Genomic DNA, 24,164 nt, shown 5'->3' on the forward strand with positions numbered 1-24,164 from the left:
ACCTGCGGCGCCTTCAACTCGCTCATCAGCACCATGGACCAGCACTTCCTGACCCCGCTTTTCGAACCCCAGTCGATCGCCCTGTTCACCGGCCCGCAGGACGCGCCGGACGAGCAGACGCCGCAGGCGCGCGCGCTGCTGACCTACCTGGCCGAACAGCCCTTCAAGGGCCGCGTGACCCCGCTGGACGTGCACACCACCGGCACCCTGGCCGACCTGGCGCAGGCGCGGGCCGATCTGGCCATCATCGCCCTGCCAGACGACGAAATCGTGCCCGCGCTCGAGCTGGCTGGGCGCATCAAGGTGGGGGCGGCGCTGGTGCTGTCTGCCGGGGTGTCGCAGGCCAAGGCCAATGAGATGCACCGCGTGGCCAAGCGCCACGGCTTCTGGCTGCTGGGGCCCAACAGCTCGGGCTTTCAGCGGCCGCGCCAGCAGCTCAACGCCAGCACCATCGGGCCGCTGGCCGCGCAGGGGCAGCTGGCGCTGGTGTCGCAATCGGGCGCGCTGACGGCGTCGATCCTGGACTGGGCGCGGCAAACGCGCGTGGGCTTTTCCACGGTGATCACCCTGGGCGCGCACAGCCAGGTCACGCTGGCCGCCACGCTGGACTTCCTCGCCTCTGACCGGCACACGCAGGGCATCGTGGTCTACATGGAAGGCATTTCCAACGCGCGGCGCTTTACCAGCGCGCTGCGCGCGGCCGCCAATGCCAAGCCGGTGGTGGTGCTGAAGGCCGGGCGGCAGCAGGCGGGCAACGTCGCGGCGCAGACGCACTCGGGCGCCATCGTCGGCAGTGCGGAGGTGTTCGACGCCGTGCTGCGCCGCGCGGGGGCTGTGCGGGTGCGCTCGTTTGTCGAGCTGTTCTCGGCCGCCAAGTGCCTGGCTTCGCGCTACCGCCCGGTGGGGCCGCGCCTGGCCGTCATCACCAACGGCGGCGGCCCGGGCGTGCTGGCCGCCGACTGGATCAGCGAGCTGGGGCTGAAGCTGGGCGTGCTGTCCGAGGACACGCGCCGCACCCTGGTGCCCCTGCTGCCGCACAGCGCGTCGCTGAACGACCTGGTGGATCTGAGCGAAGACGCCACGCCCGAGCAGTTTCGCGCCGCGCTGGAGGCGGCGTCGAAAGACCGCGCCATCGACGGCGTGCTGGTGCTGTATTCGCCCAAGTTCGGCGGCGACGCCAACGCCGTTGCGCAGCAGCTGATCGAGCTGAAGCCCCGCATGAGCAAGCCGCTGGTGGCCTGCTGGCTGGGCGATGCCAGCGTGGCCGCCGCGCGCCATGCGCTCAGCGATGCGCAAATCCCCAGTTTTCGCACGCCCGAGGCGGCGGTGGGCGCCTTCGGCAACATCGCCAGCTTCTACCAAAACCAGCAGATGCTGCACCAGACGCCGCCGCCGCTGTCCGACTTGGCGGCGCCCGACGTGGAAGGCGCGCGCCTGCTGATCGAAAGCGCGCTGGCCGACCGCCGCACCGTGCTGACCGAGATGGAATCCAAGGCGCTGCTGGCAGCGTTTCACGTGCCCGTCACGCAGACGCTGCTGGCGCGCAGCCCCACCGAGGCGATGATGATCGCCTCGCAAATCGGCTTTCCGGTGGCGCTGAAGATCGATTCGCCCGACATCCCGCACAAGAGCGACGTGGGCGGCGTGGCCCTGAACGTGATGAACGCCACCGCCGTGCGCGACATCTACCAGGACATGATGGAAGCCGTGCGCGCCAAGCAACCCGACGCGCGCATCAATGGGCTGACGGTACAGGCCATGGCGCGCAAGAAGCGCGGGCGCGAGCTGTACATCGGCGTGGTCACCGACGACCCGTTCGGCCCCGTGATCACCTTTGGCGGGGGCGGCACCATGATCGAGCTGCTGAACGACCACGCGATGGAGCTGCCCCCGCTGAACCAGTTTTTGGCGCGTCGCCTGATCGAGCGGTCGCGCGTGGTGGAAACCCTCAAGGCCTGGCGCGGCGCGCCCGAGGTGGACATGGCCGCGCTGGAGCGCGTGCTGCTGCGCGTGTCCGAAATGGTGTGCGAGCTGCCGCAGCTGCGCGAGATGGACATCAACCCCATCATCGTGGACGAGCAGGGCGCCGTGGCGGTGGATGCGCGCATCGTCATCGGCGCGGCGGCGCAGACGGCGCCGGGCCGCTCTGGCCGCTACGGGCACCTGGCCATCCTGCCGTACCCGGCGCGCTTCGAGCAGGAATGGCCGCTGCGCGGCGGCGGCGAATACGTGGTGCGCCCCATCCACCCCGACGACGCGCAGATGCTGCAGGAGTTCACCAAGAGCCTGTCGCCCGAAAGCCGCTATTTCCGCTTTGTGTCGAACATGGCCGAGCTGCCCGCGTCGATGCTGTCGCGCTTCACGCTGATCGACTACGACCGCGAAATGGCGCTGTGCGCCGTGGCCGAGTCGGAGGTGGTGGGAGACGACGGGCACAAGCACAAGAAGCACCGCATCGTGGGCGTGTCGCGCTACATCACCAACCCCGACCAGACCAGCTGCGAGTTTTCTCTGGTGGTGGCCGACGCCTACGCGGGCCAGGGCCTGGGCACGCGCCTGATGCTGAGCATCATGGACGTCGCCCGCGAAAAAGGCCTGCAGGAAATCATCGGCCTGGTGCTGACGCACAACAACGGCATGCTCAAACTGATGCGCAGCCTGGGCTTTGAGACCAAGGCGTACCCAGAAGACCCGGATTTCAGGTTGGTGACGCACGCGCTGTGAGCAGGGGCGCGCCCGGCCTGTGCGCTACGGCCAATTCGAGTTGGCACGCCAAGCTTGCATGAAAGCTGTTTGCTATCGATTGCGTAGCTGGTGGCGCGCACGGTATAAGCGCCAGAGGCCGATTTGAATTGAATTCATTCACGCCGAGCCGTAGCCAGTAGACCATTCGGCAGGCGATCGCCGCGCGAGTAACTTCGTGCGTGCATGAGGCGTTGACACGGAAGGCCCGCAGCGCGGCGAGCCCAAAAAAAAGCGCACGCACCGCAATCGGTGCGCGCGCTTTCGCCCGGTGCGCCGGCAGGCGCCTTACATAGCCCCGTCGCCGAGGATGATGCCTTCGCGCCGTGGATCAACACCGCCTTCCAGCATCATGGCGCCGTTTTTCTTCACGCGCATGATCGTGGAGATACCACTGGACTGCGCCGAGGTGGACACCGTGTGCCCTTTGGCCTTGAGCCCCGCGACCAGGGCCGTCAGGTCGAGTGTCGTGTTGGCGCCGTCCACGTTGGTGGTCACGCTGTTGCTGGCGCCAAAGTCCACCAGCGAGGTGGCTTGTTGCGCGTCCAGGCCCCAGTCCAGAGCGCCCACCACGGTTTTGAGCACGTACTGAATGATGGTGCCGCCGCCGGGCGAGCCGGTGGCCATCAGGAAGTCGCCCGGCTGGGTGCCGCGAAACACCAGCGTGGGCGCCATCGTGCTGCGTGGGCGCTTGCCGCCCGCCACGGCGTTGGCCACGGCGTTGCCGGCGCCGTCGACCGGCTGCGACGAAAAGTCCGTCAGCTGGTTGGTCAGCAGGAAGCCATCCACCATGTGGAACGAGCCCATGCTGGATTCCACCGTCGAGGTCATCGACACCACGTTGCCATAGGCATCCACGATCGAGAGGTGCGTGGTGCCGTGCTCTTCCGACTTGCCCACGCCAGCGGCGGGCGTGCCGAAGTCGCCCGCGCTGGCCGTGCCCATGGATTTGTCGGGCGAGATCAGCGAAGCGCGCAGCTTGAGGTAGTCGGGGCTCAGCATCGACGCCACGCCCTTGCCAGGCAAGGCCACGAAGTCGGTGTCGGCCACGTACAGGTCGCGGTCGGCGTAGGCCAGGCGTTCGGCCTCCGACACCAGGTGCACGCCCATCACGGAAGGAATGCCGCCCTCGTTGCTGGGGTTGGTGGGGCCGTAGGCGCCCAGGTTGAAGTTGCCCAGAATGCCCAGCGCCTGGGCGATGGCAATGCCGCCGGAAGAGGGTGGCGCCATCGTGCACACGTGGTAGCTGCCGCGGTAGGTGCTGCAAACGGGCTCGCGCTTCTTGGCCTGGTAGGCGGCCAGGTCTTGCAGCGTCATCAGGCTGGGCGTGATCGGCGTTTTGGCGGGATCGTCACCCACCGACTGCGCCGCCTTGGCGACGATGTTCTTGGCCAGCTCGCCCGTGTAGAGCGCGTCGGCGCCCTGGTCGGCGAGGATGCGCAGCGTGCGCGCATAGGGCGCGTTGGTCATGGTTTCGCCAGCGGCGCGCGGCGTGCCGTCGCTGTGGAAATAGGTGGCCATGGCATTGGCGTCCAGCGCCAGGCTGCTGGCGTTGCTGCTGATGGCGCCACCAAGCCGCGCGGGAATCAGAAAGCCCTTGTCCGCCAGGTTGATGCCTTCGTCGAACAGCTTGTTCCAGGCCAGTTTGCCGTGTTCGTTGTGGGCCAGATCCAGCATCCGCATCACGCCGGGCACGCCAATCGACCGGCCGCTGCGGCGCGCTGAAGGCACCGGAGTGGCAGAGCCTTGCGTCTGCTGATCTTGGCGCACGAGGTAGTAGCCCGTGGCGGCGGCAGGCGCCGTTTCGCGCCCGTCGTACGCGGTGATCTTCTGCGTTTTGGCGTCGTAATACATCATGAACGCGCTGCCCGCGATGGTGCTGGACTGCGGCTCCACCAAGCCCAGAACGGCCTGGACGGCCACGGCCGCGTCGGCAGCGGTGCCACCGGCCTTCAGCACTTCGCAACCGGCCTTCGAAGCCAGCGGCGTATTCGCCACCACCATGTAGCTGTTCGAATATTTGGCTTTGTAGCCCAGCCGGTAGCCGGACGCGGCCTCGGGCGCAGCCGGGTCGCCCGCCAGCCCCGAACCCACGGTCACGCTGCTGCCATTGCTGGCCAACACCTGGCAACTGTTCGGGTTGGTGTCAACGATCAGGTCGCTGGCGTTGTCGTCGTTGCCAGAGCCGCCGCAGCTGGCCAGCAAGGCGGCCAGGGCGATGGGAGCTAGGTGTTTGATAGCAATCGGGTTCAAAGCGGAGATCCTTTTTCTGGGGCGAACAAAAACACTTCGATGGTAGCCAAGCCAAGCCGTTGGTTACGCAAGTTTCAGGCCCGCTGGCGATGCGCTGACGGTGCGACCGGTTGGTGCAGGGCGCAGCACCCGCCTGGTGCGCTGGCCCGCGCCCATTCGGTGCGCCCTCGGCACTGCAGTGCTGAGGGGCATGGCGTGTGCGATGTGCGTCAGCCGCGTCTGTCGGGCCTCGTTGGCGATGTTCGCGCTCCGTCCCGCGTTGCATCGCGCCGCCGCACGAGGCGCTGCTTCGCGTGGCCTGGGCGGCATCGTCCTGGGCACCTCTGGCCGAAGCCGATCTGGCGGCGTGCCTGGGCTGCGGTCACTTGCAGGGATTGCCAAAGAAATCGGCCGCCAGCGCACGTGCGTAGGGCGCTGGCAGCTATTATTCTTGATGATTCTCCGCCCGGCGGAAGAGCTGGCAGAACCAGCAGGCACGCCGTAAGGTGCTCAAGCGCCGCGCCGGTGCTCTTGCGGGCTGTGCCCGGTCCATTGCCGAAAAGCGCGCGCAAAGCTCTTGTCGCTGGCAAAGCCGCACAGACCGGCGATGCGTGCCACCGGCAGCGCCGTGCGCAGCAGCAGGTCGCTGGCGCGGGCCCGCCGGGCTTCGTCTTTCAATTGCTGCACGCTGGCGCCTTCGGCCCGCAGCTGGCGGTGCAGGCTGCGGGCCGACAGGCCCAGCTCCGCTGCCAAGGTTTCGGCAGTGTGGGCGCTGCTGGCTCCGTGGGCGTGGCTGGGGGCCTGCAGCAGGCGCGACACTTGGCGCGACAGCAGGCGGTCACGGCGGTAGGGCCACACCAGGATCGGCAGCGCGCGGCGCAGCATCTGGTCGATGGCGGCGGCGTCCTTGCGCAGCGGCAGGTTGAGGTAGTGCGCGTCAAACACCAGCGTGGCGCGCGGCGCCTGAAAGTGCACCGTGCCGGGGAAGAGGCGGCCATACACCGCCGCGTGCGGTGGCGCTTCGCCGGGGAAGTGCGCGCCCAACAGCGCGATTTGCGAATCCACCCACCAGCAGCTCAGCCCGTGCAGGTTGCGCAGCAGCGACAGCAGGGCGAATTCGCGCTGTTGGCCCAGATCGGTGTGCTCGGTGATTTCCACCCGCGCGCCGCTTTCATCGCTGTGCAACGCCAGGCCGACATCCTGCGTCAGCAGGCCGTGGTGGCGGCACCAGCGCTTGAGCGCCACCGCCAGCGTGGGCGCGCCCATGCTGGCACGCGCCAGCATGCCGTAGCTGCCCCAGGGCAGCGGCCGGCTGAACCAGCCGGGTGCCTCGTCGTCCAGCTCGCGCATGGCGGCGGCGCAGAGGCGCTCAAACTGCAGGGGGCTGACCTGGCTGGGCCAGTGGCCGCGGCGGTCTGGCGCAATCTGCGCCGCGGCCAGGGCCTTGTCGGGCGCGCAGCTGCGGGCGGCGTAGGCCCTCAATACCGCCTGCACAAAGGCAAATGGCGTGCCTTGGTGGGCAGGGTCTGGCGGTGCTGGCATGGTGCGGCATTGTGATGTCGGATTGGCGCATTTTGCAACCTGCGTGGCGCCAATTTGGCCGCTGATGGCGATAAGCTGCGCCTGCGGCGCGCTCAATTGGCTACATTGGGCGCAACGCCGACGCACGAACTAGGAGACAAATCCCCATGGCCCCCCAAGCTGAGCCCAGCTACGCCCGCGGCGCAACCCAGCCCCCGCTGATCGAGCAGACCCTGGGCGCTTTTTTTGACGACATGGCTGCCCGCGTGCCTGAGCGCGAGGCGCTGGTTTCGGTGCACCAACAGCGCCGCTACACCTATGGCCAGCTGCAGGCCGAGGCCAACCGCCTGGCCAGCGCGCTGCTGGGGCTCGGCCTGAAGCCGGGTGACCGCGTCGGCATCTGGTCGCACAACAACGCCGAATGGGTGCTGATGCAGCTGGCCACGGCCAAGGTGGGCCTGGTGCTGGTCAACATCAACCCCGCGTACCGCACGTCCGAAGTGGAATACGCGCTGAACAAGGTGGGCTGCGTGGCGTTGGTCACCATGCCCAGCTTCAAGACCAGCGACTACATCGGCATGCTGCGCGAACTGGCGCCCGAATGGGCCAGCCAGCCGCCCGGCCAGCTGAGCGCCGAGAAGCTGCCCGGCTTGAAGCACGCGATCTGGATCGACGTGCCAGGCGAAGGCGCCGACCAGCCGGGCTTTCAGCGCTTTTCCGCGCTGCTGGCCGCGGGTGACGCGCAAGACCCGCGCGTGCCCCATGTGGCCAAGCTGCTGCACAACACCGACCCGATCAACATCCAGTTCACCAGCGGCACCACCGGCTTTCCCAAGGGCGCCACGCTCACGCACCGCAACATCCTGAACAACGGCTTCTTCATCGGCGAATGCATGAAGCTGACTCCGGAAGACCGCCTGTGCATCCCCGTGCCGATGTACCACTGCTTCGGCATGGTGCTGGGCACGCTGGCCTGCCTGACGCACGGCAGCACCATCGTCTTCCCGAACGACGGGTTCGATCCGCTGCTCACGCTGCAGGCGGTGCAGGCCGAGCGCTGCACCGCGCTGCACGGCGTGCCCACCATGTTCATCGCCGAGCTGGATCACCCCCGCTTTGCCGAGTTCGACCTCAGCAGCCTGCGCACCGGCATCATGGCCGGCACCGCCTGCCCCATCGAGGTGATGCGCCGCGTGGTCGACCGCATGTTCCTGTCGCAGATCACCATCGCCTACGGCATGACCGAAACCAGCCCCGTCAGCTGCCAGAGCAGCACCGAAACGCCGCTGGAAAAGCGTGTCACCACCGTGGGCACGGTGCAGCCGCACCTTGAAATCAAGATCGTCGACCCCGACAGCGGCCAGACGGTGCCGCGCGGCGAGCGCGGCGAGTTCTGCACGCGCGGCTATTCGGTCATGCACGGCTATTGGGGCGACGAGGCGCGCACGCGCGAGGCCATCGACGCCGAGGGCTGGATGCACACGGGCGACCTGGCCACCATGGACGCCGAGGGCTACGTCAACATCGTCGGGCGCATCAAGGACATGGTGATCCGCGGTGGCGAAAACGTGTACCCGCGCGAGATCGAGGAATTCTTGTACAGCCACCCGCAGGTGCAAGACGTGCAGGTGGTGGGCGTGCCCGACGCCAGGTTTGGCGAAGAGCTGTGCGCCTGGGTGGTCGCCAAGCCGGGCCAGAGCCTGAGTGAGGACGACATCCGCGCCTTTTGCAAAGGCAAGATCGCGCACTACAAGGTGCCGCGCTACATCCGCTTCGTGGCCGAGTTTCCGATGACGGTGACCGGCAAGATCCAGAAGTTCAAGATTCGCGAAGCGATGATCGAAGAGCTGGGTGTTTCTGAACAAAAAACGGCCTAAGCGCAGGCTGCATAAGCGCCAGCAGCTAGCCAAACCATAGCAAGAATACGGAGACTTCATGTCCGCACTGGAAAGCAAGCTCAACCCCCGATCGGCCGACTTTCAGGCCAACGCCGACGCCATGCGCGCCCTGGTCGCCGACCTGCAGCAGCGCCTGTCGGAGGTGGAGCAGGGCGGCGGCGAGGCCGCGCGCCAAAAGCATACCAACCGCGGCAAGCTGCTGCCGCGCGTTCGCGTGCAGATGCTGCTGGACCCTGGCACGCCTTTTCTTGAAATCGCCCCGCTGGCGGCCCTGGGCATGTACCCCGAGAAAGACGGCAAGGACGCCGCGCCCGCCGCAGGCATGGTGGCGGGCATCGGCCGCGTGTCGGGCGTCGAATGCATGATCGTCTGCAACGACGCCACGGTGAAGGGCGGCACCTACTACCCGATGACGGTGAAGAAGCACCTGCGTGCGCAAGAGATCGCCGCGCAGAACCGCCTGCCCTGCATCTACCTGGTGGACAGCGGCGGCGCCAACCTGCCCAACCAGGACGACGTGTTTCCCGACCGCGAGCATTTCGGCCGCATCTTCTTCAACCAGGCCAACATGAGCGCGCAGGGCATCGCGCAGATCGCCGTCGTCATGGGCAGCTGCACGGCCGGCGGCGCCTACGTGCCGGCCATGAGCGACGAATCCATCATCGTCAAGAACCAGGGCACCATCTTCCTGGGTGGCCCACCGCTGGTGAAGGCCGCCACGGGCGAGGTGGTGACGGCCGAAGACCTGGGCGGTGGCGACGTGCACACGCGCCTGTCGGGCGTGGCCGACCACCTGGCGCAAAACGACATGCACGCGCTGGCGCTGGCGCGGCAGATCGTCTCGGACTTGAACCATAAAAAGACGCCAGCCGGCGCGCTTAAAGCGCCGGTAGCTCCTAAATTTGCAGCGCAAGAGCTGTACGGCGTGATCCCGACCGACACGCGCAAGCCGTTTGACGTGCGCGAGATCATCGCCCGCATCGTTGATGGCAGCGAGTTCCACGAGTTCAAGGCGCGCTTTGGCGCCACGCTGGTGTGCGGCTTTGCGCACATCGAAGGCATGCCGGTGGGCATCATCGCCAACAACGGCATCCTGTTCAGCGAAAGCGCGCAAAAGGGCGCGCACTTCATCGAGCTGTGCTGCCAGCGCAAGATTCCGCTGGTGTTTTTGCAGAACATCACCGGCTTCATGGTCGGCCGCAAGTACGAGAACGAAGGCATTGCGCGCCACGGCGCCAAGCTGGTCACCGCCGTGGCCACGGCCAACGTGCCCAAGTTCACCATCATCATCGGCGGCAGCTTTGGCGCCGGCAACTACGGCATGTGCGGCCGCGCCTACAGCCCGCGTTTCCTGTGGATGTGGCCCAACGCGCGCATCAGCGTGATGGGCGGCGAGCAGGCCGCCAGCGTGTTGGCCACCGTCAAGCGCGATGGCATCGAAGCCAAGGGCGGCCAGTGGTCTGCCGAGGAAGAAGAAGCCTTCAAGGCGCCCATCCGCCAGCAGTACGAAGAGCAGGGCCACCCCTACTACGCCACCGCCCGCCTGTGGGACGACGGCGTGATCGACCCCGCCGACACGCGCCGCGTGCTGGCGCTGGGACTGTCGGCTGTGCAGAACGCACCGATTGAAGATGTGAAGTTCGGCGTGTTCAGGATGTGATGGAACACACCCCTGAGTCGCTGACGCGCCATCTGCCCTCTCCTGCGGGAGGGGGGACAACGCCTATGCCCGGCACTGGCCCGGGCATGGCGTTCGCTGATTGGCCTTGCGCCACCCGAGCTGGCGACGGGATTGCGTGGAGATGAAGGGCTGATATGGATCTCACTGAATATTTCACCACCCTGGCGCGCTACAACGTGTGGGCTACCGGCCGCCTGCTGGATGCCGTGGCGGCGCTGCCGGAGGACGATTACCGGCGCGACGTGGGCCTGTTCTTCAAGAGCATCCACGGCACGCTGAACCATCTGCTGGTGGCCGACAACATCTGGTTTCCGCGCTTCGCCGAGGGCCGCTCGCCCCGCATGGCGCTGAATGCCGAGCTGGAGCCCGATCGCGCCCAGTTGGCCGCGCGGCTGCGGGCCGATGCCACGCGCTGGGCGCCGCTGATCGGCACGTTTGCTGCGCCGCAGTGGCAGGGCATGCTGAACTACGTCACCACGCAGGGCGTACCCACGTCACTGCCCTTCATGCCCACGCTGGGCCATGTGTTCAACCATGGCACGCACCACCGCGGGCAGGTCACGGCGGCGCTGACCGCGCTGGGCCAGCCCGCGCCGGTCATCGATCTTGTTTACATGCTGGTAGAGGAACAGAAACAACCATGAGCCAAGCCCTTCGCATCAGCACCCAGAACCGTGTGGCCACGGTGGTGCTCAGCCGCCCCGAAGTTCGCAACGCCTTCAACGACGAGGTGATTGCCGAGCTGTCGCACGCTTTCACGCAGCTGGGCGAAGACCCGGCCGTGCGCGCCATCGTGCTGATGGCCGAAGGCCCGGCTTTCTGCGCCGGGGCCGACCTGAACTGGATGCGCCGCATGGCCGACTATTCGCGCGACGAAAACGTCGAAGACGCGGGCAAGCTGGCCTTCATGCTGCGCACCCTGTACGAATGCCCCAAGCCGACCATCGCCCGCGTGCAGGGCGACGTGTACGCCGGTGGCATGGGCCTGGTGGCGGCGTGCGACATGGCCGTCAGCGTCGACACCGCGCACTACTGCCTGAGCGAGGTCAAGATCGGCCTGATACCCGCCACCATCAGCCCCTACGTGATTCGCGCCATGGGCCCGCGCGCGGCGCACCGGTACTTCCTGACAGCCGAGCGCTTCACCGCCGCCGAGGCGCTGCGCATCGGCTTCGTGCACGAAGTGGTGCCCGCCGACCAGCTGGACGCGCGGGTCAGCGCGCTGGTGGGCGCGCTCGTCAGCGCTAGCCCCAACGCCGTGCGCGAGTGCAAGCGCTTGGTGCAGGACGTGGCCGAGCGCGACATCTCGCGCCTGCTGATCGAGCGCACGGTGGAAAGCATTGCCGACATCCGCGCCAGCGACGAGGGCAAGGAAGGCGTGCAAAGCTTCCTGCAAAAGCGCGGCCCGGCGTGGCTGGCGGATTAAGGGTTGAACAGGCTGCTGGCGCAGGCGCAGCGTGCGCTGGCAGCTATCAATGACGTAGTAATCATGTCCTTGAACAGATCCCCCCGAACCGCCCCCGTCGGCGTGGCGGCCCGCTGCGGCGTTAGGGCCGTGCGCGCCGGTGGGCACGCCTGCGTGGGTGCGGGCGCCGCTGTCGTCCTTGGCGCTGTGGAAGGGGTCACACGATGAGCGACTGGTTGCAAAGCGTGGTGCAGTGGCTGCACGGCATCGGCATTCACCCCACGACCGATGCGGCTGTTGCGGTAGGCAGCGCCGTGGGCCAGGCGGGCGCGGCCGTGGGCGGCGCGGTGGCGCCGGTCGTTGCCAAGATGGACATGCCCAGCCTGCTGGCGCTGGCCGCCGCGCTGGGCTGGGCCAGCGGCTTTCGCCTCTACGCCGTGGTTTTTCTGGTGGGCGCCATGGGCTACGTGGGCTGGATTCCGCTGCCCGAGGGCCTCAAGCTGCTGACGCACCCGGCCGTGCTGGCGGCCAGCGGCTTCATGCTGCTGGTGGAGTTTTTTGCCGACAAGATCCCGTGGGTGGACAGCGTGTGGGACACCGTCAACAGCGTCATCCGCATCCTGGGCGGCGCCCTGCTGGCCGCCGGTGTGTTTGGCGCCGACAGCGGCACCATGGGCCTGGTGGCAGGCCTGCTGGGCGGCTCGCTGGCGGCCACCTCGTTTGCCACCAAGGCCACCACGCGCGCGGCCATCAATACATCGCCCGAGCCGTTTTCCAACTGGCTGGCCTCGTTCTTTGAAGACGGGCTGGCCGTCGCCGTGGTCTGGCTGGCCACGCAGTACCCGGTGACGTTTGGCGTGGTGCTGGCGGTGATGTTGCTGGTGTCGGTGCTGTTGCTGGTGGTGCTCTACAAGTTTTTGAGAGCAGTGGTTCGCAAGATGCGGGCGTTTTTTGCGAGCGGTGCGGTGGCGCCTGCGCAGTCGGAGGCTGCTTGTCGATGAGATCGCCCCTGCGTTGGCGCACCGAGCTGCGCGCCGATGGCGTGTGGGAGCCAGTGGCGCCGCGGCTTGCGGGCTTGTTGCCGGCGCTGGTCATGGGCGCGTCGCTTGTCTTCAAGTACCCCGGCGACGGCTGGATGCTTGGCGCTGCCTCGGCCTTTCTGGCTTTGGGGTTGTGGGCCGCTGGCTTTTTCCGCTGGGGGCTGAAAGACCGGCTCGTGTTCGGCATCTGTCAGCGCGGGGCCGATGGCGCAGATGCGCTCGTCGCCGGGCGGCAGCGCATTCCCTTGGCGACCATTGAACGGTTAGAGGTGCATGGCCCCTTGGCCCGCCGTGAGGTCACGGTGTACCCGGCGGTCGGCATGCCGATGGTCTTGCTGAACGGCTGGACCGAAGGGCCGCGCGGCCTGGCCGAACGCTACCTGGCCGCGCACCGCGGGCAGCTGCCTTTCGCCGTGGACATTCGCGCGCCGGAAAGCCCCTTTCTTCAGCCAGACACCTTGTTCTAAGGCGTTCAGAACCTCAGAAATAGCCCGTTTTCAGGAGACAACCCATGTTCCAAAAAATCCTCATCGCCAACCGCGGCGAAATCGCCTGCCGCGTGGCGGCCACCGCACGCCGCCTGGGTGTGCGCACCGTGGCCGTGTATTCCGATGCTGACGCGCACGCCAAGCACGTGATGGCCTGCGACGAAGCGGTGCACGTCGGCGGCAGCGCGCCCAAGGACAGCTACCTGCAGTGGCAGCGCATCATCGACGCGGCCAAGGCCACCGGCGCGCAGGCCATCCACCCTGGCTACGGTTTTTTGAGCGAGAACGAAGACTTCGCCAAAGCCTGCGCCGACAACGGCCTGGTCTTCATCGGCCCACCCGCCAGCGCCATCAAGGATATGGGGCTGAAGGCCGAATCCAAGCGGCTGATGGAATCGGCCAAGGTGCCGCTGGTGCCCGGCTACCACGGCGCTGACCAGACACCCGAGTTGCTGCACAAAGAGGCCGACCGCATCGGCTACCCGGTGCTGATCAAGGCCAGCGCGGGCGGTGGCGGCAAGGGCATGCGCGCGGTGGAAAAAAGCGCAGACTTCATGGCCGCGCTGGAATCGTGCAAGCGCGAGGCGATCAACAGCTTTGGCGACGACGCGGTGCTGATCGAAAAGTACGTGCAGCGCCCGCGCCACATCGAGATCCAGGTGTTTGGCGACACGCACGGCAACTACGTGTACCTGTTTGAGCGCGATTGCTCGGTGCAGCGCCGCCACCAGAAGGTGCTGGAAGAGGCGCCCGCGCCCGGCATGCCCGAAAGCATTCGCGCCGCCATGGGCGAGGCGGCCGTGAACGCCGCGCGCGCCGTGAACTACGTGGGCGCCGGCACGGTGGAATTCATCGTCGAGCAGCCGGGCGGCTACGACCGGCCCGACCAGATGAAGTTCTACTTCATGGAGATGAACACGCGCCTGCAGGTGGAACACCCGGTGACCGAGGCCATCACCGGCCAGGATCTGGTGGAGTGGCAGCTGCGCGTGGCCAGTGGCGAGCCACTGCCGCTGGAGCAGGACGACCTGCTGCTGGAAGGCCACGCCATCGAGGCGCGCATCTGTGCCGAAAACCCCGACAACAACTTCCTGCCCGCCACCGGCACGCTGCACGTGTACCGTAAGCCGCCGCACAGCGCGTTTGAGATCGACACCGTGCGCGTGGACGATGGCGTGCGCGAGGGCGACGCCATCAGCCCGTTCTACGACAGCATGATCGCCAAGCTGATCGTGTGGGGCGAAACGCGCGATCAAGCGCTGGCCAAGCTGGACGAGGCGCTGGCCGCCACCCATATTGCGGGCCTGCAGACCAACGTGCAGTTTTTGCGCCACGTGCTGGCCACGCCGTCGTTCAGCCAGGCCAAGCTGGATACGGCGCTGATCCAGCGCGAAAGCGAACGCCTGTTCGACCAGGACCGCCTGGGTGTGCAGATGACGGTGGCCGCTGCCGTGGCGCGCGCCGTGCTGGCCGAGCGCGCCGCCGAAACGCACGACCCGTTCAGCCGCCGCGACGGTTTCCGCTCGCACGGCGTGGCCACGCGCCGCATGGATTTCGACTACATGGGCCAGCCCGTGGTGGCCAAGCTGCGCTACCTGGATGATGGCCTGCAGCTGCAAGTGGGCGAGCACGACGCGGCACCGCTGGGCTTGACCGCGTTGGCCAACGGCGCCATCGACGTGCGCTTTGGCGGCGACCGCCAGGTGGTGCAGGTGTACCCGCTGGGCGAAGTGGCGCACGTGTTCGGCACGCGCGGCGCGGCGCCCATCACCGCGGTGGACGTGCTGCAGCACGCCGGAGAAACGGGCGCCGAGGGCGGCCGCCTGACGGCCCCGATGCCCGGCAAGGTGGTCAGCTTTGCGGTGAAGGCGGGCGACAAGGTCAGCAAAGGCCAGCCGCTGGCGGTGATGGAGGCCATGAAGATGGAGCACACCATCGCCGCGCCCGCCGATGGCGTGGTGCAAGAGCTGCTGTACGCCCCCGGCGACCAGGTGATGGACGGCGACGAACTGCTGCGCCTGGCCAACCCGGCGGCGTAACAAGGAAACAAGGAAAGGAAGGGCGCGTCGCACCATGAAGCTGCTGTTTTCCCAGCCTGCCGCCCACGGCAACGATGCATGGCTGGCCGATCTGCGCGCGGCGCTGGCGGCGGCGATGCCCGGGGTTCAACTGGACGAATGGCGCCCCGGCCTGCCGCCCGACTATGACGCGGCCATCGTCTGGGCCCCCTCGCAACAGCTGGTGGACGACCAGCCGCAGCTCAAGGCGCTGCTGAACCTGGGCGCGGGGGTCGACAAGCTGCTGGCGCTGCGCCTGCCGCCCACGATGGCGGTGGTGCGGTTGGAAGACGCGGGCATGGCCGTGCAGATGGCCGAGTACGTGTGCCATGCGCTGATCCGCTTCTTTCGCGAATTCGCCGCATACGACCGCCAGCAGCACGAGCAGCGCTGGCAACCGCACCGCCCGCACGTGCGCAGCGAATTCCCGGTGGGCGTGATGGGCCTGGGCGCGCTGGGCCAGCGCGTGGCGCAGGCGGTGCAGCAGTTCGACTTCCCTGTGCTGGGCTGGAGCCGCACGCCGCACGCCGCGCGACCTGCCCGGCGTGCAGTGCTTTCATGGCGACGCGGGTCTGGCGGACTTCCTGAAAGGCACGCGCGTGCTGGTCTGCTTGCTGCCGCTCACGCCGGTCACGCGCGGCATCCTGAACCGCCAGACGCTGGAGCAGCTGCAGCTGGCCAGCTACGTCATCAACGTGGCGCGCGGCGGCCTGCTGGTGGAGGACGATCTGCAGCAGCTGCTGGACGAGGGCCACCTGGCGGGCGCCACGCTGGACGTGATGCAGGAAGAGCCCCTGCCGCCCGGCCACTGGCTCTGGACGCACCCGCACGTCACCGTCACGCCGCACATCAGCGCCCAGACCGTGCGTTCAGAAGCGGTGGTGCAGGTGGTGCGTTCGCTGCAGGCGCTGCAGCGCGGCGAGGTGCCCAGCGGACAGGTGCAGCGCGATCTCGGCTACTGAGCAATTGCTTCAAAAAACATAGCTGCCAGCGCTGGTGGGTAGAGCGCCAGAGGCCTAAAAGGCGTTGAATCGCGACGAATGAATCAGCCCGCCGAGGCGCTTGGCCCACCGCCCAGCGGCGTTTGCTTGACCAGGATCACCGTGCAAGGCGCGTGCATCGCCACCTTCATCGGAACGGTGGCGATGAAGCGCTGCAACTGCAGGCCATGCGTGGCCGCGCCCATGACGATCATGCTGACGTTGTTCGTGCTGGCGTAACGCACGATGGCGGCGGCGGGGTCGCTGTCTTCCAGGGCGTGGTACGACACTTGGTGCCCTTCCAGCGGCAGCGGCTTCGCCCAGCGCTTGAGCATGGCCAGCATTTGGCGCTGCAGTGCGGTTTCGCTGCGGGGGGCCTCGGTGGTGCTGGCCGCCATGGGCGACACCACGGTGGCCACCGCCAGCCGTGCGCCGGGGCGGATGCCCATCGACCGCGCCACCGCCTCGCGCAGCGACTGCAGCGTGGCGTCGGTCACGTCGTGGTGCGGCACGGCCACCATGACGATGGGCACTTCGGCCACCACGCGGGCGGGCAGGGGGCTGGGGTGGTATTGCTCGCCCGCGGCGCGCAGCCAGCGCTGGAGCTGGGCGACCATGCCCGAGCCGCGCAGGCGCTCGCCGCGCTCGGTCACTTGCACCTGCTCGGGGTGCGCCAGATCGAAGGCCAGGTGCGCGGCGGAGGGGTAGCGGTCGGCCGCCCGCGGCGCCAGGCAGCGCAGCACCACATCCTGCAGCCACGGCGGCAAGTCGGGGCGGCGCCGGCGCGGCGGCACGGGCTCCATCCACAGGCGCTGGCGCAGACCGCCGGCCGTCGTGGGCGCGCCAAAGGGCAGTTCGCCGGTGGCCAGTTCGTACAGCAGCACGCCGATGGCGAAGACGTCGCTGCGCGGGTCGCCCCGCACGCCCACCACCTGCTCGGGCGACATGTACGCGGGCGAACCGATGGCCGGGCGCAGCTCTTCGGCCAGCAGATCCGGCAACTGGGCGTGCCAGGACAGGCCGAAGTCCAGCAGCACGGCGTGCAGGGCGGCCGAGGGGTCGCGCGCAGCGGCGGTGATGGCCGCGTCGTCCGACGGGCCACGCACGACCACGTTGGCGGGCTTCAGATCCAGGTGCACGGCGTTCTGCTGGTGCAAGGCGTGCGCGGCGGTGGCGACGGCGGCGCCCAGGGCGGCCAGCGTCTCAACGGGCAGCTTCTGGCGCTGCTGGGTGACGCGGTTCAGCCAGTGGTCCAGCGTGGGGCCGGGCACGTGCTCCATCACCACATAGGGCGTGGTGGCCAGATCACCCACGGCGACCAGGCGCGGCACGTGGGGGCCGCTGAGCGCTTGCAATATCTGGTGCTCCACCTCGAAGCCGACGATGGTCTCGGCGCCATCGCCTGCCGCCATGCGCGGCACCTTCATCACCATCGGGAAAGGCGCGGCGCGGCCGTCGGCGTAGGTCACTTCGTAGATGTCGGCCATGCCGCCGCGGTGCAGGCGCTGGCCCAGCTGGAATTCGTCCAGCACCATGCCGGGGGTTGCCTGGGGCGGTTGCGGGCTCATCGGCCCACCTCAAGCCGGTCGGCAAAGAAGACCGGCAGTGGCGTGGCGCGGATGGCGTCGGCGGCGGCCTGCACGTCGTAGGGCACGCGGTGAAAGGTGAGCTGCTGGGCGGCTTCGTCAAACAGCGCGTACATGGCGTCGGTACGGCCATCGCGCGGCTGCCCCACGGCGCCCACGGTGGCCAGCCAGTGGCGATGGCGCGGTACGGGTATCGCCACGCCGGGCGTGGGCTCGAACGGCATCAGCCTGCCCGCGCCGCCGCGAAAGTACAGGGTCTGCCGGTGCACGTGGCCGCCAAAAACGTAGCGCACGTCCTCGCTGCCGATGGGCGGCGTGGCCGCGCCTTCCAGGCTGAGCGCGGCGGTCTGCGGCGTGGTGACGTAGTGCCAATGGGATGGGGCGTCGGCGCTGGCGTGCACCAGCAGCGTGCGGCCGGTGCGGGCGGTCAGCGGCAGGGCGGCCAGAAAGGCGCGCTCTTCGGCACTCAGCTGCTCTTGCGTCCACGCCACGCCGGTGTGGGCCATCTTCGTGGCATCGGCGATGGCGACGTTGGCATAGTGGTCGTGGTTGCCCTTGACCATCAGCGCGCCCGCCTCGGCCAGGCGCATCGCGCGCTGCGCCACCTGCGCCGGAAAGGCGCCGTAGCCCACCAGGTCGCCCAGCAGGGCGTAGCCCTGGGCGCCGGCCGCCTCGGCGTGCGCCAGGCAAGCCTCGAAGGCGTGCAGGTTGGCGTGGATGTCGGACAGCAGGGCTAGCTTCATTCAGGGGCGCGCGGGCGTCGGGCTGGAGCGCTTGGGCATCTTAAGCGTGCGGCCATGCCGCCCGGGCGACGGCGCGCCCCGCCCGCCAACGCTACACTGCCTCGTTGCCCCAGAAGGCCCACTATTCCCACACCGCCATGACCCTGCCCACCCGAGTCAAGATTGTCGATGTCGGCCCGCGCGACGGCTTGCAAAATGAGAAGCAACCCGTGCCCGCCGCCGTCAAGATCGAGCTGGTGCAGCGCCTGCAATCGGCAGGGCTGACCGAGATCGAGGTCACCAGCTACGTCAGCCCTAAATGGGTGCCGCAGATGGCCGACAACCACGAGGTGATGAGCGGCATCCAACGCCAGCCGGGCGTGCGCTACAGCGTGCTCACGCCGAACATGAAGGGCTTCGAGGCGGCGCTGGCCGACCGGCCGGACGAGATCGTGGTGTTCGGCGCGGCCAGCGAGGCGTTCAGCCAGAAGAACATCAACTGCTCTATCGCCGAAAGCATTGAGCGTTTCGCCCCCGTGGTCGAGGCTGCCCGCGCCAAGGGCATCTACGTGCGCGGCGCGATGAGCTGTGCCGTGGGCTGTCCCTACGAAGGCGAGATCGCGCCCGAGCGCGTGGCCTACTTGGCCGGCCTGATGAAAGGCATTGGCGTGCAGCACGTGGGCGTGGCCGACACGATTGGCGTGGGCACGCCGCGCAAGGTGCAGGCCGCCATCGAGGCCGCTTTGCAGCACTACGAATTGAACGACGTGTCCGGCCACTTCCACGACACCTATGGGCAGGCGCTGGCCAACACGCTGGCCGCGCTGGAGCTGGGCGTGTGGCAGTACGACACGTCCGTGGCGGGCCTGGGCGGCTGTCCCTACGCCAAGGGCGCCACGGGCAACGTCGCCACCGAAGACGTGGTCTACATGCTGCAGGGCATGGGCATCGATACCGGCATCGACCTGAACAAGCTGGTGGATGCCGGGGCCTACATCAGCGCCCAACTGGGTCGAAAGAGCGGCTCACGCGTGGCCACGGCCCTGCTGGCCAAGTGCGCGGGCTGAGGCGGGTAGCGCGATGAGTTGGCATGTCTGGCTGGCGTATTTCGCCGCGGCTTGGCTGATTGCGCTGTCGCCCGGCTCGGGCGCCGTGCTGTCGATGAGCCACGGGCTGAGCTATGGCGTGCGCCAGACCACGGCCACCATCGTGGGTCTGCAACTGGGCCTGGCTTTCATCCTGGTCGTGGCGGGCGCCGGGGTGGGCGCGCTGCTGGTCACATCGGCCACCGCGTTCACCGTGGTCAAGGTGCTGGGCGCCGCCTACCTTCTGTGGCTGGGTTGGCGGCAGTGGCGCACACCGCTGGGTCTGCCCGGTGACGATGGCGGCATGCCTGCGGCGGCGCCGCTCAGCGTGCGGCGCCGCGTGGCGCTGGGCTTGTTCACCAACGCCACCAACCCGAAGGGCATCGTCTTCATGGTGGCGGTGCTGCCGCAGTTCATCCACCCGCGCCAGCCGCTGGTGCCGCAGCTGGCCATCCTGCTGGTCACCACGCTGGCGGTGGATTTCGTGGTGATGCACGGCTACGCGGCGCTGGCCTCGCGCCTGCGCGGCTGGCTGAAATCGGCCAGGGCGCGGCGCACGCAGAACCGCGTGTTCGGCGGCGTGCTGATGGCCATGGGCGCCAGCCTGTTGATGGTCGATCGCGTGGCGCGCAGCACTTGATGCCTTACGGTGACTTGCCATGTCTGATGTGACCGATTCCACTTTGCCAGAGGGCGTCAAGCGCGTGCGCGCCGCCCTGATCGCCGCCGGCCACCCCCACGCGCCCGTGATGCTGGACGACGCCGCGCGCACCGCGCAGCAGGCGGCCGACGCGCTGGGCATCTGCGTGGGGCAGATCGCCAAGAGCATCATCTTTCGCCGCAAAGAGGACGACGTGGCGGTGCTCGTTGTCACCAGCGGCGACCGCCGGGTGGACGAAAAGCGCGTGGCCGCGCTGGTCGGAAAGATCGGCCGGGCCGATGCCGAATTCGTCAAGGCGCGCACCGGTTTTTCTATTGGGGGCGTGTCGCCGCTGGCGCACGTGCAGGCGCCGGTGGTGCTGATCGACCAAGACCTGTTTCGCTTCGAAGAAATCTGGGCCGCTGCGGGCCACCCGCACGCGGTGTTCAAGCTGCACCCGCGCGACTTGCCCGCGCTGACGGGCGGCGCGCCCGTGGCCGACGTCGTGCAGGCGCCCGTGCAGGCCTGACGCCATGGCCAGCGCAGACGATGCCGTGCGGCCCGAGCGCCCCGCCGTCACCCAAGTGGCGTTTGACCCCGACCGCGACGCCGGCCCGGTGCCTTCGCCCTGCGTGAACGTGTGCGAGCTGGACGCGGCGCGCCAGGGCTGCATCGGCTGCTTTCGCCTGCTGGGCGAAATCTCCGGCTGGCGCGCGATGAGCGACGACGACAAGCGCGCCATCTGGCGCCAGGTTTTGGTGCGGCGAAAGCAAGCCACGCCCCAGGAAGAACGCCCATGAAACGCATTGACTGCACCATCGACTTCGTTTCGCCCTACGCCTACCTGGCGTTTGAAGAGCTGCCCCGCGCGCTGCAGGGGCTGAGCTATGAGGTGCGCTACCAGCCCGTCCTGTTCGCCGCGCTGCTGAACGCGCACGGCCAGCGTGGCCCGGCCGAAATCGCGCCCAAGCGCGACTGGATTTATCGCCACGCGCTGTGGCAGGCCGAGGTGCTGGGTATTCCCATGCAGATGCCCGCCGCGCACCCGTTCAACCCGCTGGCGCTGCTGCGGCTGGCGTGGGCGTGCGCGCGCCAGGGCAGCCCCAACCGCTATGTCTGCGAAACCGTGTTCCGCCACGTCTGGCGCGCCGAAGGCGCGGCGGCCGACGACGCCGACCGCCTGGCGCAACTCACCGCGCAACTGGCCCCCGCGCGCGATCCGGCCAGCGCCGAAGTCAAGCTGGCCCTGAAGCAAGCCACCGATGCGGCGCAGGCCGCCGGCGTGTTTGGCGTGCCGACCTTCGCCGTGGACGGGCGCCTGTTCTGGGGGCTGGACGCGCTGCCCATGCTGCGCGCCCACCTGGAGGGCGACGCGCGCGTCGATGCGGTTTGGCAACGCGCCGCAAGCGTGGCGCAAGGCGTGCACCGCCCAATACAGGCTGCGTCAGATGCCTCCGGCCCAGTGGGCTGATTTGCTATTTAAGTTGTAGCTGCTTGCGCAGGCTGCACCAGCGCTGGAGGCGGTTTGGATGCCAAGAATCCATTGCCCGCCATGCCCAATGCCTTCAACTTCACGGCTTCGCCCTTCGACTGCCTGACGCAGGACGAGCAGCGCACGGTGCGCGACGCCGTCGACGTCGCCTACTTTGCCGAAGGCGCCACGCTGCTGGAGCCCGGCGACGCGCCCAGCCACCTGTTCGTGCTCATCAAGGGCGTGGTGGCCCAGCTCGACGACGGGCAGACGGTGGCCACCTACGGGCCGGACGAATGCTTTGACGGCCGCGCCCTGGTGGCCGGGCGCGCCAGTCACCGCTTCGTGGCGCTGGAAGAGGTCGTCGCCTATGAGTTGCAGCGCGAGGCGGTGATGGCGCTGATCGCCGCCAACGCCACGTTTGGCGCCCTGCTGTTCGCCGACATCGGCGCCAAGCTCAGCGCGCTGGCCGAGCGGCACAGCCAGCATCAGCTGCATTCGCTGACCCTGTCGCGCGTGGACGAGGCTTTCCTGCGCCCGCCGCTGATCGTGAACGCCAGCACGTCCGTTCTGGAGGTGGTGCGCTTGTTCCAGTCCGAGCGCGCCACCTCGGTGCTGGTGCGCGACACGCACAGCCAGCCCGCGCGCACCGGCATCTTCACCACCAACGCGCTGCAGCGCGCCGTGCTGGACGGGCGCCCGCTGCACAGCCTGCCCGTGGGCGAGATGAGCAACTTCGCGCTGGTCACCATGCAGGCGGGCGACCAGCTGGGCGACGCCATGGCGTTGATGCTGAAAAAGCGCATCCACCGCGTGGTGGTGCTGGAGGGCACGCGCATCGTCGGTGTGCTGGAAGCGCTGGACCTGTTCAGCTTTCTGTCGAACCACTCGCACATGATCACCGTGCGCATCGAACAGGCCAGCGACCTGCCTGGCCTGGCAGAAGCGGCCGCGCAGATCACTCGGCTGATCGGGCTGCTGCACCGCGGCGGCACGCGCGTGGCGCTGATCGCGCAGCTGGTCCAGCAGCTCAACGCCCGCCTGTTCGAGCGGGCGTGGCAGATGATCGCCCCGCCCGCCCTGCAGGCCGCCAGCTGCCTGGTGGTGATGGGCAGCGAGGGGCGGGGCGAACAGCTGCTCAAGACCGACCAGGACAACGCGCTGATCCTGCGCGACGGCTACGCGCCGCCGGCCGACCTGGGCGCGCTGTGCGACCGCTTTTCCGACGCGCTGGCCAGCTTTGGCTACCCGCCGTGCCCGGGGCAGATCATGCTGAGCAACCCCGCTTGGCGCGGCAGCGTCAGCGAATTCAGCCGCCGCGCGCGCGAATGGCTGCTGGAGCCCAGCGACGAGCACCTGATGCGCCTGGCCATCTTCATGGACGCGCACACAGTGGCCGGCGACGCCGCCTTGCTGGACCAGGTGCGCGCCAGCGTGGCCCAGGTGGCCCACGACAACGACGCGCTGCTGGCCCGCTTTGCCGCCGCCGTCGATGCGTTTGGCCACGGCAGCAGCTGGTGGGGCCGCCTGCTGGGCCGCGGCGACGCCGAGCGCCTGCTGGATCTGAAAAAGGAAGGCATCTTCCCCATCGTGCACGGCGCGCGCAGCCTGGCCTTTGCGCAAGGCGTGGCCGCCACCAGCACCGCCGACCGCGTTGCCGCACTGGTGCAGCAAGGCGTGCTGGACGCCACGGCGGGCGACGAGCTGGTGCAAAGCCTGCACCTGTTGATGGGGCTGAAGCTGAAGGCCGGCCTGACCGAGCTGGACGCGGGCAAGCCCGTCAGCGGCGCGGTAGACATGGCGCGCCTGACCACGCTGGAGCGCGACCTGCTCAAGGACGCGCTGGCCGCCGTCAAGCGCTTCAAGGCGGTGCTGCGCCAGCGCTTTCGGCTGGACACCCTGTGATGCACGGCCTGCACGATCGCTGGCAGGGCTGGCGCCGGCGCTGGCAGCTGGCGCGGCTGCGCGCGCCCGAATTCGCCTTCATGTTCGCCCCGCCGCCGCCCAACGAATGGGTGGCGCTGGACTGCGAGACCACCGGCCTGAACGTGCGCAGCGACGAGATCATCGCCATCGGCGCGGTGCGCATCGCAGGCCAGCGCGTGATGACCAGTGAGCGGCTGGAGCTGCTGGTGCGCCCCCGCGGCGGCGTGTCGCCCGACAGCGTGCGCGTGCACCGGCTGCGCGCCCGCGACGTGGCCGACGGCCTGCCCGTGCAAGATGCGGTCAAGCGGCTGATGCACTTCATCGGTAGCCGGCCGCTGGTGGGCTACTACCTGGAATTCGACGTGGCCATGCTCAACCGGGTGGTGCGGCCGCTGCTGGGGGTGGGCTTGCCGCAGCCCTGCATCGAGGTGTCGGCGATGTACCACGACCACAAGTTCCGCCAGCTGCCGCCCTCGCACCAGCAGGGCAATGTGGACATTGACCTGCGCTTTGCCACGCTGATGGCCGACCTGGCCTTGCCCACGCGCGAAGCGCATGACGCGCTGAACGACGCGGTGATGGCGGCCCTGGCCTTCATCAAGCTGCAGCGCCTGCGGGCAGGGTGACCTAAAAGAAATCTGCCTCTGGCGCCCACGCCACAAGCGCTGGAAGGTGATGCTTCATAAAAGA

The 24,164-nt window shown here is 68.3% G+C and carries 19 protein-coding genes and 1 pseudogene; 16 read left to right on the forward strand and 4 right to left on the reverse strand.

Annotation, left to right across the window (positions count from 1 at the left end; translation table 11 throughout):
* The first annotated feature begins 33 nt into the window (after positions 1–33).
* The gene (locus tag C6570_RS06055; protein WP_106702417.1) at positions 34–2,724 is read left to right on the forward strand and encodes a bifunctional acetate--CoA ligase family protein/GNAT family N-acetyltransferase; all 2,691 of its coding nucleotides are present in this window, start codon (positions 34–36) and stop codon (positions 2,722–2,724) included.
* A gap of 306 nt (positions 2,725–3,030) precedes the next feature.
* Here C6570_RS06055 and C6570_RS06060 read toward each other — a convergent pair whose 3' ends face one another.
* Complete coding sequence (locus C6570_RS06060; protein WP_211297651.1) at positions 3,031–4,995, reverse strand: gamma-glutamyltransferase family protein; 1,965 nt, start codon at positions 4,993–4,995, stop codon at positions 3,031–3,033.
* 489 nt (positions 4,996–5,484) lie between these two features.
* Positions 5,485–6,516 (reverse strand): AraC family transcriptional regulator, encoded by a 1,032-nt coding sequence (locus C6570_RS06065; RefSeq protein ID WP_106704542.1) that lies wholly within the window; start codon positions 6,514–6,516, stop codon positions 5,485–5,487.
* Positions 6,517–6,662: 146 nt separating this feature from the next.
* Between C6570_RS06065 and C6570_RS06070 the strand changes: the two genes are divergently transcribed.
* From C6570_RS06070 to C6570_RS18570, 8 genes and pseudogenes are all read left to right on the forward strand, one after another.
* Complete coding sequence (locus C6570_RS06070; protein WP_106702418.1) at positions 6,663–8,372, forward strand: AMP-binding protein; 1,710 nt, start codon at positions 6,663–6,665, stop codon at positions 8,370–8,372.
* Positions 8,373–8,430: 58 nt separating this feature from the next.
* Positions 8,431–10,053: a carboxyl transferase domain-containing protein gene (locus tag C6570_RS06075; RefSeq protein WP_106702419.1), complete on the forward strand. Its 1,623-nt coding sequence runs from the start codon at positions 8,431–8,433 to the stop codon at positions 10,051–10,053.
* A gap of 155 nt (positions 10,054–10,208) precedes the next feature.
* Entirely contained in the window at positions 10,209–10,718 is a 510-nt protein-coding gene (locus C6570_RS06080) for a DinB family protein (RefSeq protein ID WP_106702420.1), read from the forward strand.
* Positions 10,715–11,500, forward strand: coding sequence for an enoyl-CoA hydratase/isomerase family protein (locus C6570_RS06085; RefSeq protein ID WP_106702421.1), 786 nt, complete (start codon positions 10,715–10,717; stop codon positions 11,498–11,500). The genes C6570_RS06080 and C6570_RS06085 overlap by 4 nt, the downstream gene beginning before the upstream one ends.
* A gap of 203 nt (positions 11,501–11,703) precedes the next feature.
* Entirely contained in the window at positions 11,704–12,480 is a 777-nt protein-coding gene (locus C6570_RS06090) for a DUF4126 domain-containing protein (protein ID WP_106702422.1), read from the forward strand.
* Positions 12,477–12,986: a hypothetical protein gene (locus C6570_RS06095; RefSeq protein WP_106702423.1), complete on the forward strand. Its 510-nt coding sequence runs from the start codon at positions 12,477–12,479 to the stop codon at positions 12,984–12,986. Before C6570_RS06090 ends, C6570_RS06095 begins: the two co-directional genes overlap by 4 nt.
* Positions 12,987–13,030: 44 nt before the next feature.
* Positions 13,031–15,046 (forward strand): acetyl/propionyl/methylcrotonyl-CoA carboxylase subunit alpha, encoded by a 2,016-nt coding sequence (locus C6570_RS06100; protein WP_106702424.1) that lies wholly within the window; start codon positions 13,031–13,033, stop codon positions 15,044–15,046.
* A 34-nt stretch (positions 15,047–15,080) separates the two neighbouring features.
* A pseudogene (locus tag C6570_RS18570) lies at positions 15,081–16,026 on the forward strand (2-hydroxyacid dehydrogenase).
* An 83-nt stretch (positions 16,027–16,109) separates the two neighbouring features.
* On the opposite strand, the gene C6570_RS06110 reads toward C6570_RS18570, so the two are convergent.
* Both C6570_RS06110 and C6570_RS06115 read right to left on the reverse strand, forming a co-directional pair.
* Positions 16,110–17,612, reverse strand: coding sequence for a bifunctional serine/threonine-protein kinase/universal stress protein (locus tag C6570_RS06110; RefSeq protein ID WP_106702425.1), 1,503 nt, complete (start codon positions 17,610–17,612; stop codon positions 16,110–16,112).
* The gene (locus C6570_RS06115; RefSeq protein WP_106702426.1) at positions 17,609–18,373 is read right to left on the reverse strand and encodes a metallophosphoesterase family protein; all 765 of its coding nucleotides are present in this window, start codon (positions 18,371–18,373) and stop codon (positions 17,609–17,611) included. The genes C6570_RS06110 and C6570_RS06115 overlap by 4 nt, the downstream gene beginning before the upstream one ends.
* Positions 18,374–18,510: 137 nt before the next feature.
* On the opposite strand from C6570_RS06115, the gene C6570_RS06120 reads away from it, so the two are divergent.
* From C6570_RS06120 to C6570_RS06150, 7 genes are all read left to right on the forward strand, one after another.
* Complete coding sequence (locus tag C6570_RS06120; protein ID WP_106702427.1) at positions 18,511–19,419, forward strand: hydroxymethylglutaryl-CoA lyase; 909 nt, start codon at positions 18,511–18,513, stop codon at positions 19,417–19,419.
* Positions 19,420–19,432: 13 nt separating this feature from the next.
* A complete protein-coding gene (gene rhtB / locus C6570_RS06125) occupies positions 19,433–20,077 on the forward strand; it encodes a homoserine/homoserine lactone efflux protein (protein WP_106702428.1) in 645 nt (214 codons plus the stop codon).
* Between the two features lie 19 nt (positions 20,078–20,096).
* Positions 20,097–20,606, forward strand: a complete 510-nt coding sequence (locus tag C6570_RS06130) for a YbaK/EbsC family protein (protein ID WP_106702429.1) — start codon at positions 20,097–20,099, stop codon at positions 20,604–20,606.
* 4 nt (positions 20,607–20,610) lie between these two features.
* Positions 20,611–20,877, forward strand: coding sequence for a DUF1289 domain-containing protein (locus tag C6570_RS06135; protein WP_106702430.1), 267 nt, complete (start codon positions 20,611–20,613; stop codon positions 20,875–20,877).
* Positions 20,874–21,548 (forward strand): 2-hydroxychromene-2-carboxylate isomerase, encoded by a 675-nt coding sequence (locus tag C6570_RS06140; RefSeq protein ID WP_106702431.1) that lies wholly within the window; start codon positions 20,874–20,876, stop codon positions 21,546–21,548. Before C6570_RS06135 ends, C6570_RS06140 begins: the two co-directional genes overlap by 4 nt.
* An 81-nt stretch (positions 21,549–21,629) precedes the next feature.
* Positions 21,630–23,453 carry a DUF294 nucleotidyltransferase-like domain-containing protein gene (locus C6570_RS06145; RefSeq protein ID WP_106702432.1) on the forward strand — a complete coding sequence of 608 codons (1,824 nt, stop codon included), beginning with the start codon at positions 21,630–21,632 and terminating at the stop codon, positions 23,451–23,453.
* Entirely contained in the window at positions 23,453–24,100 is a 648-nt protein-coding gene (locus tag C6570_RS06150; protein ID WP_106702433.1) for a 3'-5' exonuclease, read from the forward strand. Before C6570_RS06145 ends, C6570_RS06150 begins: the two co-directional genes overlap by 1 nt.
* Positions 24,101–24,164: the final 64 nt, after the last annotated feature.

It is taken from the genome of Ottowia oryzae, assembly GCF_003008535.1.
Taxonomy (GTDB): domain Bacteria; phylum Pseudomonadota; class Gammaproteobacteria; order Burkholderiales; family Burkholderiaceae_C; genus Ottowia; species Ottowia oryzae.

Bases quoted from the DNA above. Each gene is read 5' to 3' on its own strand.
- C6570_RS06055 (WP_106702417.1), top strand. From the start codon at position 34: ATGGACCAGCACTTCCTGACCCCGCTTTTCGAACCCCAGTCGATCGCC.
- C6570_RS06065 (WP_106704542.1), bottom strand. From the start codon at position 6,516: ATGCCAGCACCGCCAGACCCTGCCCACCAAGGCACGCCATTTGCCTTT.
- C6570_RS06070 (WP_106702418.1), top strand. From the start codon at position 6,663: ATGGCCCCCCAAGCTGAGCCCAGCTACGCCCGCGGCGCAACCCAGCCC.
- C6570_RS06075 (WP_106702419.1), top strand. From the start codon at position 8,431: ATGTCCGCACTGGAAAGCAAGCTCAACCCCCGATCGGCCGACTTTCAG.
- C6570_RS06080 (WP_106702420.1), top strand. From the start codon at position 10,209: ATGGATCTCACTGAATATTTCACCACCCTGGCGCGCTACAACGTGTGG.
- C6570_RS06085 (WP_106702421.1), top strand. From the start codon at position 10,715: ATGAGCCAAGCCCTTCGCATCAGCACCCAGAACCGTGTGGCCACGGTG.
- C6570_RS06090 (WP_106702422.1), top strand. From the start codon at position 11,704: ATGAGCGACTGGTTGCAAAGCGTGGTGCAGTGGCTGCACGGCATCGGC.
- C6570_RS06095 (WP_106702423.1), top strand. From the start codon at position 12,477: ATGAGATCGCCCCTGCGTTGGCGCACCGAGCTGCGCGCCGATGGCGTG.
- C6570_RS06100 (WP_106702424.1), top strand. From the start codon at position 13,031: ATGTTCCAAAAAATCCTCATCGCCAACCGCGGCGAAATCGCCTGCCGC.
- C6570_RS06110 (WP_106702425.1), bottom strand. From the start codon at position 17,612: ATGAGCCCGCAACCGCCCCAGGCAACCCCCGGCATGGTGCTGGACGAA.
- C6570_RS06115 (WP_106702426.1), bottom strand. From the start codon at position 18,373: ATGAAGCTAGCCCTGCTGTCCGACATCCACGCCAACCTGCACGCCTTC.
- C6570_RS06120 (WP_106702427.1), top strand. From the start codon at position 18,511: ATGACCCTGCCCACCCGAGTCAAGATTGTCGATGTCGGCCCGCGCGAC.
- rhtB (WP_106702428.1), top strand. From the start codon at position 19,433: ATGAGTTGGCATGTCTGGCTGGCGTATTTCGCCGCGGCTTGGCTGATT.
- C6570_RS06130 (WP_106702429.1), top strand. From the start codon at position 20,097: ATGTCTGATGTGACCGATTCCACTTTGCCAGAGGGCGTCAAGCGCGTG.
- C6570_RS06135 (WP_106702430.1), top strand. From the start codon at position 20,611: ATGGCCAGCGCAGACGATGCCGTGCGGCCCGAGCGCCCCGCCGTCACC.
- C6570_RS06140 (WP_106702431.1), top strand. From the start codon at position 20,874: ATGAAACGCATTGACTGCACCATCGACTTCGTTTCGCCCTACGCCTAC.
- C6570_RS06145 (WP_106702432.1), top strand. From the start codon at position 21,630: ATGCCCAATGCCTTCAACTTCACGGCTTCGCCCTTCGACTGCCTGACG.
- C6570_RS06150 (WP_106702433.1), top strand. From the start codon at position 23,453: ATGCACGGCCTGCACGATCGCTGGCAGGGCTGGCGCCGGCGCTGGCAG.